This is a genomic window from Streptomyces sp. NPDC107498 (assembly GCF_055582805.1).
In genome coordinates, this window is the sequence record NZ_JBVJPE010000010.1 from 21,553 (window position 1) to 34,959 (window position 13,407).

The 13,407-nt window shown below is 75.1% G+C and carries 14 protein-coding genes and 1 pseudogene; 6 read left to right on the forward strand and 9 right to left on the reverse strand.

The genetic code is table 11. The features are described 5' to 3' along the window. Window positions 1-29: 29 nt before the first annotated feature. Together ACZ66Z_RS18950 and ACZ66Z_RS18955 are read right to left on the reverse strand one after the other, a co-directional pair. Window positions 30-797: an NPP1 family protein gene (locus ACZ66Z_RS18950; protein WP_469935313.1), complete on the reverse strand. Its 768-nt coding sequence runs from the start codon at window positions 795-797 to the stop codon at window positions 30-32. Between the two features lie 115 nt (window positions 798-912). Further along, window positions 913-1,371 carry a TetR/AcrR family transcriptional regulator gene (locus ACZ66Z_RS18955; protein WP_469935730.1) on the reverse strand — a complete coding sequence of 153 codons (459 nt, stop codon included), beginning with the start codon at window positions 1,369-1,371 and terminating at the stop codon, window positions 913-915. Between the two features lie 140 nt (window positions 1,372-1,511). On the opposite strand from ACZ66Z_RS18955, the gene ACZ66Z_RS18960 reads away from it, so the two are divergent. The 4 genes and pseudogenes from ACZ66Z_RS18960 to ACZ66Z_RS18975 all read left to right on the forward strand — a co-directional run bounded on the left by ACZ66Z_RS18960 (window position 1,512) and on the right by ACZ66Z_RS18975 (window position 4,362). Further along, window positions 1,512-2,264 (forward strand): FAD-dependent monooxygenase, encoded by a 753-nt coding sequence (locus tag ACZ66Z_RS18960; RefSeq protein WP_469935315.1) that lies wholly within the window; start codon window positions 1,512-1,514, stop codon window positions 2,262-2,264. Continuing rightward, window positions 2,231-3,551, forward strand: a pseudogene (gene mgt / locus ACZ66Z_RS18965) (macrolide-inactivating glycosyltransferase). Before ACZ66Z_RS18960 ends, mgt begins: the two are co-directional and overlap by 34 nt. Before the next feature lie 90 nt (window positions 3,552-3,641). Continuing rightward, window positions 3,642-3,920: a hypothetical protein gene (locus ACZ66Z_RS18970; RefSeq protein ID WP_469935317.1), complete on the forward strand. Its 279-nt coding sequence runs from the start codon at window positions 3,642-3,644 to the stop codon at window positions 3,918-3,920. Between the two features lie 43 nt (window positions 3,921-3,963). Beyond that, window positions 3,964-4,362 carry a nuclear transport factor 2 family protein gene (locus ACZ66Z_RS18975; protein ID WP_469935319.1) on the forward strand — a complete coding sequence of 133 codons (399 nt, stop codon included), beginning with the start codon at window positions 3,964-3,966 and terminating at the stop codon, window positions 4,360-4,362. Between the two features lie 58 nt (window positions 4,363-4,420). Here the strand turns inward: ACZ66Z_RS18975 and secD are convergent, their stop codons facing one another. Both secD and ACZ66Z_RS18985 read right to left on the reverse strand, forming a co-directional pair. After that, window positions 4,421-6,706, reverse strand: a complete 2,286-nt coding sequence (gene secD / locus ACZ66Z_RS18980; RefSeq protein ID WP_469935321.1) for a protein translocase subunit SecD — start codon at window positions 6,704-6,706, stop codon at window positions 4,421-4,423. Window positions 6,707-6,852: 146 nt separating this feature from the next. After that, complete coding sequence (locus ACZ66Z_RS18985; RefSeq protein WP_469935323.1) at window positions 6,853-7,299, reverse strand: hypothetical protein; 447 nt, start codon at window positions 7,297-7,299, stop codon at window positions 6,853-6,855. Between the two features lie 178 nt (window positions 7,300-7,477). On the opposite strand from ACZ66Z_RS18985, the gene ACZ66Z_RS18990 reads away from it, so the two are divergent. Beyond that, window positions 7,478-8,146: a lysophospholipid acyltransferase family protein gene (locus ACZ66Z_RS18990; protein ID WP_469935325.1), complete on the forward strand. Its 669-nt coding sequence runs from the start codon at window positions 7,478-7,480 to the stop codon at window positions 8,144-8,146. A gap of 58 nt (window positions 8,147-8,204) precedes the next feature. Here ACZ66Z_RS18990 and ACZ66Z_RS18995 read toward each other — a convergent pair whose 3' ends face one another. Further along, the gene (locus ACZ66Z_RS18995; protein WP_469935327.1) at window positions 8,205-8,630 is read right to left on the reverse strand and encodes a DUF4345 domain-containing protein; all 426 of its coding nucleotides are present in this window, start codon (window positions 8,628-8,630) and stop codon (window positions 8,205-8,207) included. A 92-nt stretch (window positions 8,631-8,722) separates the two neighbouring features. Between ACZ66Z_RS18995 and ACZ66Z_RS19000 the strand changes: the two genes are divergently transcribed. Continuing rightward, window positions 8,723-9,331 (forward strand): TetR/AcrR family transcriptional regulator, encoded by a 609-nt coding sequence (locus ACZ66Z_RS19000; protein ID WP_469935329.1) that lies wholly within the window; start codon window positions 8,723-8,725, stop codon window positions 9,329-9,331. A gap of 21 nt (window positions 9,332-9,352) precedes the next feature. Here ACZ66Z_RS19000 and ACZ66Z_RS19005 read toward each other — a convergent pair whose 3' ends face one another. From ACZ66Z_RS19005 to ACZ66Z_RS19020, 4 genes are all read right to left on the reverse strand, one after another. Beyond that, window positions 9,353-10,276, reverse strand: a complete 924-nt coding sequence (locus ACZ66Z_RS19005; RefSeq protein ID WP_469935330.1) for a glutaminase — start codon at window positions 10,274-10,276, stop codon at window positions 9,353-9,355. Beyond that, on the reverse strand, window positions 10,273-11,352 hold the full coding sequence (locus ACZ66Z_RS19010) for an enoyl-CoA hydratase/isomerase family protein (RefSeq protein WP_469935332.1): 1,080 nt from the start codon (window positions 11,350-11,352) through the stop codon (window positions 10,273-10,275). Before ACZ66Z_RS19010 ends, ACZ66Z_RS19005 begins: the two co-directional genes overlap by 4 nt. 318 nt (window positions 11,353-11,670) lie before the next feature. Then, entirely contained in the window at window positions 11,671-12,354 is a 684-nt protein-coding gene (locus ACZ66Z_RS19015; RefSeq protein ID WP_469935334.1) for a GNAT family N-acetyltransferase, read from the reverse strand. 288 nt (window positions 12,355-12,642) lie between these two features. Further along, on the reverse strand, window positions 12,643-13,365 hold the full coding sequence (locus ACZ66Z_RS19020; protein ID WP_469935336.1) for a ribonuclease H family protein: 723 nt from the start codon (window positions 13,363-13,365) through the stop codon (window positions 12,643-12,645). Window positions 13,366-13,407 lie beyond the last annotated feature (42 nt).

Sequence of the window (13,407 nt, forward strand, 5' to 3'; positions counted from 1 at the left end):
GCCCGCGTCACACGGGTGGGACCGGCCGGTCAGGCGTACGGATCGAAGGGGATGCCGGCCGGCTTCGCCTTGGCGAGGTGGGAGGCGAGGTTCCCGTCCTTGAGGCCGAAGACCGCGCTGCCGAAGTCGGCCTGGACGAGCTTCTCGCGGATGCCCGCGGGGTAGCCGTTCCAGCCGACCAGGCTGGGGAACTGCCAGGTGTGCTGATGGTTCTCGGGCGGTTCGTCGTTGGAGTTCGCCGGGCGGAAGCAGTGGGTGCCGATGCCGTCCTTGTGGTAGACGATCTTCGGGTGGGTGCCGTCCCAGCGGATCCGGTCGCGGCCGTGGACGTCGAAGTTCCCGTGGGCGGATGTGGAGACGTACTGGGCCTGGTCGTTCTGCACCCAGACCACGACGTGCTCCCAGTCGTGGCGGTGTCCGCCGAGGCTGCTGCCGGGCAGAGCCTGGTCCTTCTCGAAGTAGAGGCCGTAGATGATCGCGCACCAGCCGTTGTTGCACTTCGCGCGCGCGTACCCGTTGGTGTTGGTGAGGTCGGACGCGTCACGGCACTGGCCGTTGAGGGCGCCGGAGGGGTTGAGGCCGGCGTTGAGCGTTCCGTCGGGGCCGATGGCCGGGGTGGGGTAGCAGCCGTCGGTGTCGTAGTCGTAGGCCGGCTGGAAGGTCTGCTCCAGGGCGTCGGCGTGGGCGGGCAGGGCGGTGGGCGGTGCGGCGAGCGCGCTGCCCGGCAGGGCGATGATCAGCGCGAGGGCGCCGGCGAGGGCGAGCGCGCCCCTGGTGGCGTACGGCCGTGTCTTCAACTGCGTCCCCCTGGGTCGGTGGGCAGGAACCGAGCGCATCTTGGCATGCACATCCCACAGAGGCGAGGGGGCCGGGCCCCCTCGGAAGAGCCTTCACCGGCCCGCCGCCCCGGGTTCACCCCTGCCGCAGCGCGGCCGCCACCAGTCGGCGGACCTCCTCGACGGGGACGGTCCCGCCGTTGACCAGGCGGTCGAAGACCAGGCCGTCCACGCAGGTGAGCAGGGTGACCGTGCGCCCATGGGCGTCTTCGAGGCCCCGGGCCGCGAGGAACTCCTCGACGGAGCTCCGGGCCGCGTTGTCGCGCGGGACGAGGATCTCCCGCAACTCGGGGTGGTGCACGCTCTCCAGGGCGCACGCGTAGCGTGCGAGGGAACGGCGGCGGCCCTCCCCGGTGAGCCGGAGGGCGGCGAACGCCGTGAGTCCGGCGGCGAGTTCCTCGGCATCGCGGGGCGCCCCGGCCCGCCGGCCCGCCTCCTGGATCTCGGCCTGGTCGCGCTCGACGAGGCGGCTCACGAGCGCGGTCAGGAGCGACCGGCGGGTGCGGTGGTACGCGGAGGTCGTACCGGGCGGCAGGCCGGCGGCCCGGTCGACCGCGCGGTGGGTGAGCCCGCGCGGCCCTGCACCGGCTGCTGCGCGGGGCGCTTCCCGCCGGGTGCCTGGTCGTCGGGGCGGAGGCGACCTCCCTGGACCTGACCTCTCCCGACCGGGTGGGGGTGGTCACCGGGGAGGGGGTGCGGGAGGCGGATCTGGTGGTGGCCGCCGACGGCGTGAACAGCGCGCTCCGCGCCCAGCTCCTCCCCGGCCACCCGGGACCGGAGTACAGCGGGTCCACCGTCCTGCGCGCCCTCACCGACTCCCCCGTGCCGCTGGCCTCCGACTTCGAGCTGACCCGGGGGCGGGGCGCCGAGTTCGGGCACATCGCCTTCACCGACGGGCGGGCCGAGTGGCACGCCGTGCTCAACTTCCCGCCGGGCGTGCGCCATTCGCATCCCCTGACCGTCCTGCGCCGCCGTTTCCGGGACTGGCACGAGCCGGTCCCGGCCCTGCTCGCGGCGACCCGTCCCGAGGCCGTGCTGCACCACGACGTCCACGAACTGACCACTCCCCTGCCGACCTTCACCGCGGGCCGGGTCGCCCTGCTCGGCGACGCCGCCCACGCCATGACCCCGAGCCTCGGGCAGGGCGCCTGCCAGGCCCTGGAGGACGCGGTGTCACTGGCCGCGGCGCTCGCCTCCGCCCCCGACGTCGGCGCGGCGCCGGCCCGGTACGACGCCGAGCGGCGCCCGCGCAACCAGTCCGTCGCCCGCGCCGCCCGCCAGGCCGGCCGGATGGGCCAGCAGCTCTCGCATCCGGTCGCCGTCTCCGTGCGCAACGCGGCCCTGCGGGCGATTCCCGGCCGGGCGACCCTGCGCGCCGTCCTGCGGCACGCCGACTGGACGCCGCCGACCCTCCGCGCAAAGCATTAGACGATACGTATCGTCTCGTCTATGGTGATCGACATGACCACCGCCTCCCCCGCACACCTCGCCATGTTCTCCATCGCCGCCCACGGCCACGTGAACCCGAGCCTCGAAGTCGTCCGCGAGCTCGTCGCCCGGGGCCACCGCGTCAGTTACGCCGTCCCCGCGTCCTTCGCCGAGAAGGTCGCGGAGACCGGGGCGACCCCCGTCGTCTACACCTCCACCCTGCCGACCGACGACGACCCGGACGCCTGGGGCACCGAGCTGATCGACAACCTGGAACCGTTCCTCGCCGACGCGATCCAGGCGCTGCCGCAGCTCGCCGAGGCCTTCGCCGAGGACCGGCCGGACCTGGTGCTCCACGACATCGCCTCCTATCCGGCCCCCGTCCTCGCCCACGCCTGGGGCGTGCCCGCCGTCTCGCTGTGGCCGAACCTGGTGCCGTGGGAGGGGTACGAGGAAGAGGTCGCCGAGCCGATGTTCGCCGAGCTCAAGGCCTCGCCGCGCGGCAGGGCGTACTACGCGCGCTTCGAGGGGTGGCTCGGCGAGCACGGGATCGACACCCACCCCGACCGGTTCGTAGCCCGCCCGCGCCGCGCGATCGTCCTCATCCCCCGGGCCCTCCAGCCGCACGCCGACCGGGTCGACGAGTCCGTCTACACCTTCGTCGGCGCCTGCCAGGGCACCCGCGCCGAACAGGGCGGGTGGCGCCGGCCGACGGGGGCCGAGAAGGTGCTCCTCGTCTCCCTCGGCTCCTCCTTCACCAAGCAGCCCGGTTTCTACCGGGACTGCGTCGAGGCCTTCGCCGGCCTCCCGGGCTGGCACGTCGTCCTGCAGATCGGCAGGTTCGTCGACCCCGCAGAACTCGGCGAGCTGCCGCCGAACGTGGAAGCGCACTCCTGGGTCCCCCAGTTGGCGATCCTGCGGCAGGCCGATGCGTTCATCACCCACGCGGGCGCGGGCGGCAGCCAGGAGGGGCTCGCCACCGGCACGCCCATGGTGGCCGTGCCGCAGGCCGTCGACCAGTTCGGGAACGCGGACGTGCTCCAGTCCCTGGGCGTGGCACGGCACCTGCCCATGGAGGAGGTCTCCCCCGGGCGGCTGCGGGAGGCCGTGCTGGCACTCGTGGACGACCCCGAAGTGGCGCGCCGCGCACGGGAGGTCCAGGAGGCGATGGCCCGCGAGGGCGGCACGTCCCGCGCCGCCGACCTCGTCGAGGCGGAGCTCGTCCGGCGCGGCGCGCCCGGCGAGGGCGACACGGCGGATCCCGCGGGGGCGGGTCGCACCTCCTGACGCCGACCTCGCGAGTACGGTGCGTCCTGACCTCGACACGCACCGTCACCGTGGTGGTGCGGAGGGGTCGGCCGCACGAAGGAGATCCCGATGGCGATTCTGGTGAAGTCCGAGATGCCGGGTGTCACCACCGACCAGTACGACGCCCTGAACGGCAGGCTCCAGGCACTGCCCGGCAACCCCTTCGAGGGCTGCCTGTCCCACGCCTGCGTGTCGACCGGCTCGGGCCTGGTGATCCACGACCTGTGGGAGTCGGAGCAGCACATGAAGAAGTTCATGGGCATCGTGATGCCGATGGCCGAGGAGATGGGCCTCCCCCAGGGCTCCCAGCCCGAGATCCACCAGCTCCACAACTACTGGACGTCGTGACCGAAGCCGCCGGGAGCCGCCCGGCGAGGCGTAGGGTCAGGCCGTGTCCAGGACCGAAATCGACCGGGTGACCGCCGAGTTCCACGGCGCGTTCGACAACCGGGACGGCAAGGCCGCCGACGTGGACCGGATCCGGCGGCTCGTACTGCCCCAGGGGGTCATCGTCCGCACCGCGCCCACGTTCACCGCGTACTCCGTGGAGGAGTTCGTCGGGCCGCGCGAGCGACTGCTCTCCGACGGGCGGCTCGTCGGGTTCTCCGAGTGGGAGACCTCCGAGGAGACGCGGATCGAGGGCGACATCGCCTCGCGGTTCGGCACCTACCGCAAGTCCGGGGTCCTCGACGGGGAGCCCTACGAGGGCGAGGGCACCAAGACGATCCAGTTCGTCCGGACGCCGGACGGCTGGCGGATCGCGGCCCTCTCCTGGTTCGACCGTCCCTGACCGGTCGACGGCGGCCCGTCGTCCCTCCGCGTACGGAGAGGGGCGACGGGCCGTCCTGTCAGACCACCGCTCCCGCGCCGCGCCGCGCCGACGCGGTGGCGGCCGGCGCCGGGTGACGGGCCTCCAGGGCGACGGCCAGCGGCATCGCCGTGAACACCGTGGACGCCATGCCGAGGACGACGCCCGCGAGCAGCGCGACGGAGAAGTCGGTGAGCGAGTCCCCGCCCAGCACCGCGAGGGCCACCAGGACGAAGAGCGCCCCCATCCCCGTGTTGACCGTACGGGGCAGGGTCTGGGCCACGGCCCGGTCGGCGAGGTCCGCGAGCGGGACTCCCCCGCCCCGGCGGCGCAGCTCCCGCAGCCGGTCGAGGACGACGACGGAGTCGTTGACCGAGTAGCCGACGACGGTGAGCAGCGCGGCCAGGAAGACGCCGTCCACCGGCTTGCCCAGCCACGCGAACAGACCGACCACGAGCAGCACGTCCTGGGCCATGGCCGCCACGGCCGCCGTCGCGTACGTCCAGCGGAACCGCAGCGTCAGATAGGCCAGTTGCGCCGCCACGGCGAGGCCGAGCGCGAGGAGGGCGTGGGTGCGCAGCTCTCCGCCCAGGCTCGGGCCGATCAGGTCGTCCCGATCCGCCTCCACCGGGCCCGCGACCCGGGCGAGCGCCTCCCTGATCTCCCGCTGCTCGCCGTCCCCGGTCTCCCGGACGCGCACCGAGACGCCGCCGTCACCGGTGGTCTGCACGACGGCGTCGGGGAAACCGGCGCCCATGACGGCCGCACGGGCCGCGTCCGCGTCCACCGGGCGGTCGGCGGCGTACCGGACCGCCCGGCCGCCGGTGAACTCGACGCCGAACTCCACGCCCCGCACGCCGGTTCCGGCGAGGGCCACGAGCAGCAGCCCGGCGCACCCGGTCAGCCAGCGGCGCCGGTGCGCCATCAGTCGGGGCGCCCGGCGGGCCAGCGCGGTCCGCAGCCTGCCGGGCGCGGCCATGCCGGTCACCGCCGGCCGCCTGCGGACGGCGGGCAGACACAGCGTCAGGTCGGCGAGGAGCCGGGTGATCACCATTGCGGTGACCAGGGAGGCGAGGACACCGACCGCGAGCGTCACGCCGAAGCCCTTGACGGGCCCCGTGGCGAAGACGAACAGCAGGCCGGCCGCGAGCAGGGTGGTGACGTGCGAGTCCGCGACCGCGCTCCCCACCCTGCCGAACGCCGTCGCGACCGGCCGTCGCGGATCCCGCCCGGCGGCCCGGCCGAGCGACGCGTACTCCTCCCTGGCCCGTTCGAAGACCAGGACGTTCGCGTCGACGGCGATGCCGACGGCGAGGACGAAGCCGGCGAGGCCGGGCAGGGTGAGGGTGGCGCCCAGGGCGACGACGGCGGCGTACGAGATCAGTCCGTACAACAGCAGGGCGATCGTGGCGAGGACGCCGAGGAGCCGGTAGACGACGATCACGAAGAGTCCCGTGCAGGCCAGACCGATGGCGGCGGCCAGGGCACTGGCCCTGATCGCCTCGGCTCCGAGCGTCGGACCCACGGTGCTCTGCTCGACCGTCGTCACCGGGACGGGCAGCGCGCCGCCCTGGACGAGCGCCGCGAGGTCGCGGGCCTCCCGCGCGGAGAAGCCGCCGGTGATCTGCGCGGAGCCGCCGCCGATGCCCGCCCCGCAGCCCACGCCGGCCTGCATGCCGGGCGCGGAGACGATCCGGCCGTCGAGGACGATCGCGACCCGGCGCGCCGGGTCCGCCGGGGCGGCGCAGGCGGCGTCGCCGGTCAGCCGCGCCCAGTCCTCGGCCGCGCGGTCACGGAAGGCGAGGTCGACGGTCCAGCCCCGGCCGGTCGCGGTGTCGAGGACGGCCTCGGCGCTCTCGACCCCGTCACCGGTGAGGGCGGGCGCGGCGAGGGCGAGGAAGCCGCCGGGGGCGTCGGGGTCGGCCAGGACGCGCGTCCCGTCGGCGGCGGCCGGTCCGGCCGGTCCCCGGGCCGCGCCGGTGACGGCGTGGAAGGTGAGCTGCGCCGTACGGCCGATGGTCTCGGCCGCCCGGCGCGGGTCGTGCAGGCCCGGCAGTTCGACGACGATGCGCCGCTCGCCGGAACGGGCGAGGGACGGTTCGGCGACGCCGAGGCCGTCCACCCGCTTGCGGAGCACCTCCAGGGCGCGGTCGGTGGCGGCGGCGTCGGCGCGGGTGGCGGGTCCGTCCTCGGTCTGCAGGACGATGCGGGTACCGCCGCGGAGGTCGAGTCCGAGGCGGGGCGGGGTGGTCAGGGCGATCCAGAGGGAGAGCGCGACGACGGCGAGCGCGAGGAGCGCGTGCCGGAGCGAGGCACGAGAGGACATGGGGTCTCCACGGGCGGGCGCACGGAGGCGGGCGCCCGCCTCCGTGGGGAGGGGCGCCCGCCGCCCGTGCGGGACGTACGGTCGGATGCGCGTCGGGGACCGGTCCGCGGGCATGCCGAGGACCCGGACGGCGACGCGGGAGGACGTCAGCTGTGCCGGGTGGAGGGTGGGCCGCGCGACTCGCGCGGGACGCGGGGGCCGCCGGGCGGCGCCCGCTCTCGGCGCGGGTCGCCTTCGAGGAGACCGCGCGCGGGTACGGAGGGACCGGCCGGCACGACGGCCGGGGCGACGGGCGGCACCGGGAACCGCACGGGGCTCTCGACGGCTGCCGGGAGACCCGCGACGGCGGCGGGCGCGAAGCGCGGCTCCTGCGCGTCGGTCCGCGGCGCGGGGCGGGCGCCGGCCCGGTGGGTGGTGCCCGCAGCCGAGAGGTCCCGTGCGGGTCCGGCCGCCGCCCGGGCCTCCCGCGCCGGGGCGCCGTGCGCCGGGGCGCCGTGCGCCGGGGCGCCGTGCGCCGGTGCCGACAGCAAGGACCAGAGCACGCAGAGCATCGCGGGCACGAGGGTCGCGAGTCGGCGTGCGGAACTGCTCACCGTGCCGCCCCTCCCCGTCGCCCGTGATCCCGTGAGAGGCCTCAGCCTAGACGGGGCGGGGGACGCGGTTGAGTACGGGGGCGTGCCCGGCGGTTGAGTACGGATGCTCATGTCCGGGCCGCGGGGCCCCTGGACGATGGTCCCGTCACCGTTCCGCCTCGGATCCAGGGGGCCTCCCGTGCTCAGTCGTCTCGCCGCCCACGTCGTCCCGTTCTTCGGGCGGCTGACCGTCACCTCGGACCCCGGGGCCCGGGTCGAGCCGGGCAGCATCCTCGTCGTGAACCACACGTCGCTCGCCGACCCGGCGCTCGTGCTCGCCGCGCTCCGCAGACGGCTGGCCGTCGAGCCCGTCCTGCTCGCCGCCTCGGGGCTCTGGCGGATCCCGGTCCTCGGCCGGGCGCTGACCCGCGAGGGGTACGTCCCCGTCCACCGCGGCTCGGCGCACGCGGCGGCGGCGCTGGACCACGCGGCGGTCGCGCTCGCCTCGGGGCGGCACGTGATGCTGTACGCGGAGGGGCGCATCCCGCCGCGCCGGGACGCCGCCGAGAACCCGCCGGAGACGTTCCGCACCGGCCTCGCGCGGCTCGCGCGGGCGACGGGCGCCCCGGTCGTGCCGATCGGTCAGGCCGGGGCCCGGCGGATCACCTCGGGCGGGCGGGCGAAGCAGCTCGCCGGAGTGCTGACCGCGCCCGTCCGCAGGCCGGGCCTGCACGTCCACATCGGCACGCCGCTGCGGCTGCCCGACGACGTGGCCGCCGCGACGGCCCTCGCGCACGGGGCCGTGACCGAGGCCTGGCGGACGGCGGCCGGGGCCCTGGGCGAGCCCGCGGCCCGTGGGGGTGCCTGACGGTTCCCCACGGAATGGCTGCGGTGGCCGGCCCGGCGCCGGGGGCCGGGACCCCGCGTCAGGGGGCCTCGCCCCGGACCCGCTCCGGGCCCGCCCCGGCCCGTGCCCTCTCGTCCGCGTCCGCCAGCCCGAACAGCAGCGGGGAGAGGGCGAGTTCGAGGGCGGTGAGCGCCACTTGGAACCAGTGCGGCCGCCCTTCGGCGGCGAGGGAGAGCAGCCTCCCGAGGGCTCCCAGCAGGAACACGGCGGTGAGCCCCCGCACGGCCGCGGTGGGGACGGGCGACTGCCGTGCCGCCCAGAGCCAGGCGAGACCGTAGCCGGCGAAGATCGCGCCGAAGAACCGGCCGAGGCTGTCGACCGTGGGACCGGCGGACGCGGCCCCGGGAACGGCGGCGTTGCCGAGCAGGACGTGGAGGAGTCCGATCGCCACGCAGGCGTACCCCATGGCCCGGGCGAGCCCCCGAAGCGCCTTGGCTCTGGTCATGTCCGCGACCCCTTCAGTAGACACGCGTCCAGTAGTGGTGCGCGGGTCAGCGTACGGCCGCTTACTGGACACATGTCAAGTACCATGGCGGGGTGCCGCCCCGCAGACGCCTCAGCCCCGCCGAACGCCGCGCCCAGCTCCTGGACGTCGCCGCCCGGCTCTTCGCCGCGCTGCCGTACGACGAGGTGCTGATGGAGGACGTCGCCGAGCGGGCCGGGGTCTCCCGGGCACTGCTCTACCAGCACTTCCCCGGCAAGCGGGACCTCTTCGCCGCCCTCTACCAGGAGGTCTCCGCGCAGCTGCTCGCGAAGACGCGGCTCGACCCCGCCGACACCCTGGTCGAACAGCTGACGCAGGGTCTGGACGCGCACATCGAATACTTCGCGGCGAACCGCAACACGGTCCTCGCGGCGAACCGCGTCCTGGCCGGCGACCGCCTCGTCCGGACGATCATCACCGACGAACTGGACGCCCTGCGCGAGCGGCTGCTCGGGGTGCTGCCGCTCGCCGACGACCGGACGCGGGCGACCGTGTCGGGCGTCCTGAAGAGCTGGCTGGTCTTCGTGCAGGTGTCGTGCGTGGACTGGCTGGCCCACGAGACCTGTACGCGCACCGAGCTGCGCGACGTGTGCGTCGGCGCGGTCGTGGGCGCCCTCCGGCCCCTCCTCGACGAGGACCCGGCCCCCGACTGGCCCCGCTGACCCCCGGAGGGGCGGCCCCCGTCAGAAGACCGACAGCCCCGTGATGGTCGTGAAGCGGTCGAGCGCGGCCACTCCCGCCACCGAGTTGCCCCGGCTGTCCAGGCCCGGGCTCCAGACGCACAGGGTGCAGCGGCCCGGGACGACGGCGACGACGGCTCCGCCGACGCCGCTCTTGCCGGGGAGCCCGACGCGGTAGGCGAAGTCGCCGGCCGCGTCGTAGGTGCCGCAGGTGAGCATGACGGCGTTGACCTGCTTGGCCTGACTGCGGGTCAGCAGACGGCTGCCGTCGGCGCGGAGCCCGTGCCGGGCCAGGAAGCCGGTGGCGAGGGCCAGGTCGGCGCAGGAGGCCTCCAGGGAGCACTGGCGGAAGTACTCGCGCAGCAGCTCGGGGACGGGACCGGTGATGTTGCCGTAGGAGGCCATGAAGTGGGCGAGGGCCGCGTTCCGGTCGCCGTGGGCGGCTTCGGAGGCGGCGACGCCGGCGTCGAAGGCGAGGTCCGGGTTGCCGCTCTCGGCGCGCAGGAAGGCGAGCAGGCCGCCGGAGGCGTCGCCGGTCAGACGGTGCAGCCGGTCGGTGACGACCAGGGCGCCGGCGTTGATGAACGGGTTGCGCGGGATGCCGTGTTCGTACTCCAGCTGGACGAGGGAGTTGAACGGGTCGCCGGAGGGCTCCCGGCCGACGTGCGCCCAGAGCGCCTCGCCCTCCCCGGCGAGGGCGAGCGCGAGGGTGAAGACCTTGGTGACGGACTGCGTGGAGAAGGGGCGGCGCCAGTCCCCCACGCCGTAGACCGTGCCGTCGAGCTCCGCCACGGCCATGCCGAAGTCGCGCGGGTCGCCCGCCGCGAGGGCCGGGATGTAGTCGGCCGGGGTGCCCCGGTCGGTGAGCTCCGCGATCTCCTCGGCGATGCGGTCGAGGACGGGCTGGAAGGAGGTGTTCGCGGTCACGCGCCGCCTCGCCCACCGTGTCCGGCGGTCGCGGCGGCCAGGCCGAGGTCGCCGTCGGCCGGCACGGCGAAGTAGCGGGCGACGTCGGCCTCCGTGACCTCGGCGAGGGTGGCCGGGGTCCAGTGGGGGTCGCGGTCCTTGTCGACGACCTGGGCCCGGATGCCCTCGACGAGGTCGGGGGTGGCGAGGGCCGCGCAGGAGACGCGGTACTCCAGGTCGAGGACCTCTTCGAGGGTGGCGAGGGCGCGGGAGCGGCGGAGCGTGGCCAGGGTCGCCTTGAGGGCGGCCGGGGAGCGCGCGAGGAGGGTCTCGGCCGTCTCCTTGGCGGCGGGCACGCCGGTGTCGAAGAGGCGCTCGACGATCTCCTCGACGGTCGGGGCGGCGTAACAGGCGTCGATCCACTCCCGCTGCTCGGCGAGGACGCCGGCGGGCGGCGCGACGGCGTGGCGGGCGAGCGCCTCCTCGGCCGGCAGGTCCGTCAGGTCGCGGGTCAGGGCGGGGAGTTCGGCGGAGGGCACGCAGGCGTCGGCGAGGCCCGTGAGGATCGCGTCGGCGGCGCCGACCGGGACGCCGGTGAGGGCGAGGTGGGTGCCGAGTCCGCCGGGGGCGCGGCCGAGGAGGCGGGTGCCGCCGACGTCGGGGACGAAGCCGATGCCGGTCTCGGGCATGGCGACCCGGGAGCGCTCGGTGACGACGCGGACGGAGCCGTGCGCGGAGACGCCGACGCCGCCGCCCATCACGATGCCGTCCATGAGGGCCACGTAGGGCTTCGGGTAGCGGGAGATGCGGGCGTTGAGCCGGTACTCGTCCCGCCAGAAGGCCGCGGAGGCGGAGCCGCCGGCGCGCGCGTCGTCATGGATGGCGCGGATGTCGCCGCCGGCGCAGAGGCCTCGCTCCCCGGCGCCTTCGACGACGACGGTGGTGACGGCAGGATCGTGTTCCCAGGCGGTGAGCGCGCCGTCGACGGCGAGGACCATGGCGTGGGTGAGCGCGTTGATGGCGCGGGGGCGGTTCAGGGTGATGAATCCGGCCCGGCCCTCCGTCCGGAGGAGTACGTCGGGGGTTCCGGTCGGCACGATCACTCGGTCCCTTCGGGTGGCACGGCTCGCTGTCCCGGCCACCGTACCGGGGCGCGTCGCACCCTCCGGGACGGGGTGGAGCGGAGGGACGGGAAGGGCTCATCCGCTTCTCGCGGATCCTGATCGCACGGTGCGCGGTCCGGTGGGGGCCGCTACCCCGCGTCCTCACGCCGAGCCCTTCCCGTCACCTCCATGGAACCACCGGCGGGCCGGGGGCGCGAGCCCCCGACCAGGGGCGACGGGCCGGACGCGCGCCGTCCCGGCCTCCCGGCGGGGTCCGTCGGGAGGCCGGGACGGCAGGAGGCCTCCGCTGCCTCAGGCGGGCAGCAGGTCCTGGGGGACGCGCACCTGCCGGGGGGTGGAGAGGCGCAGCTCGATGATGTCCCGGACGGTGGGCCACTCCTCGTCGAGGATCGAGTAGAAGGCCGTGTCGCGGACGGCGCCGTCGAGCCCGCGGGAGTGGGCGCGGCGGATGCCCTCGCAGGTCGCACCGAGGCGTTCGATGGCGATTCTGGAGCGGGTGTTGCGGGCGTCGGCCCGCATGGTGATGCGGCGCACGCCCCATGCCTCGAAGGCGTGCCGGAGCATGAGGTACTTGGCCTCGGTGTTGATTCCGGTGCCCCGGGCGTCGGCGGCGATCCAGGTGTTGCCGATCTCGGCGGCGTCCGGGACGGCGGTCAGCGGATCGCCGTGGGGCATGCCGGGCACCGGCGGCCACACCAGCGGGCCCCGCCAGTAGTCGAGTTCGAGGAAGCGGGTCGAGCCGATGACTCTCTCGTCGGCCGTACTGACCAGGGCGAAGGGCAGGCAACGGCCTGCCGCCTGATCGGCGAGGGCGCGGGCGATGTAGTCGAGGGCCGATTCGAAGCCATCGGGTACGGGGGTGAAGGCGTAGGCCGATCGGTCCGCCCCGCCGGCCCGGGCGAGGGCTTCGGCGTGCCGCATCGCCAGCGGCTCCAGGCGCACGGAGCGCCCGGTCAGGAGAACAGGTACTGGCACGGAACCTCGGGTCTTTCACGGGCAGGGACGACTCCCGCCGCGGGGAGTCCGCGGCGGCAGCAGGAGGGGGTTCTCGCCCGGTGCCGGAAAGTGTCGTGAGAACGACAAATGAGCAGGTAAAACGGTCCGCCACCGGGTGCGAGGAGGATCAGTATGCAGCCACAACCGCTCCGAGAACAGAACCCCGGGAGAACCCGCGTCCACGCGAGGATGAAGCCTGTCGTGCGACCGCGGCGGGCGGTCTCACGGGCCGGACGGGGCCGCCCGCCAGTCGGACGGCCCGTCGGTTCAGACGCAGGTGGGATGGCCCCAGCCGTCGGCGTTCTTCGCGATGGTCTCGCCCTTGTCGTAGGCACGACCACAGCGGCAGCGGCCCGGGAATTTCGCGTTGAGGGTGCGCCCGGACGGGCGAGTCCCGCGGGCGGAGCCCCCACCGGAACCCGCGGGTCCCGCACCGGAGCCCGCGGGGCTCCTACGGGGCGCAGAGGAGCGCGCTCGGGGCGTGGAGGGGCGTGCGGCAGCCTCCGCCGGGGGCAGTTCGGCTCCGTCGACGGAGGCGAGGGGTTCCTGGGTGCGGGCGGAGTGGCTGGCCGCGCGGTCGGCGGCGTCGTTGAGGGGGTCGCCGTCGACCTGGTGCGCGGGGACGTACACGAATTCGACGTCCCGGCCGGTGAGCAGCGCGTCGATCCGTACGACCAGGTCCTTGTTGGCGACCGGGGTGCCGGCCGCGGTCTTCCAGCCCTTGCGGCGCCAGCCGGGGAGCCAGGTCGTGACGGCCTTCATCGCGTACTGCGAGTCCATGCGGACCTCGGCGGGCAGTGCGGGGTCGAGGGCCTCCAGGAGGCGCTCCAGGGCCGTGAGTTCGGCCACGTTGTTGGTCGCCCGGCCCAGCGGGCCCGCCTCCCACCGGTCGATCGCCCCGTCGGCGCGGCCGACGACCCATGCCCAGGCCGCGGGGCCGGGATTTCCCTTCGACGCGCCGTCGCACGCCGCGATGATCTTCTCCACCATCCCACGATCCTGACACGCCGACGGGGGCGGCCGGTCCCGCCC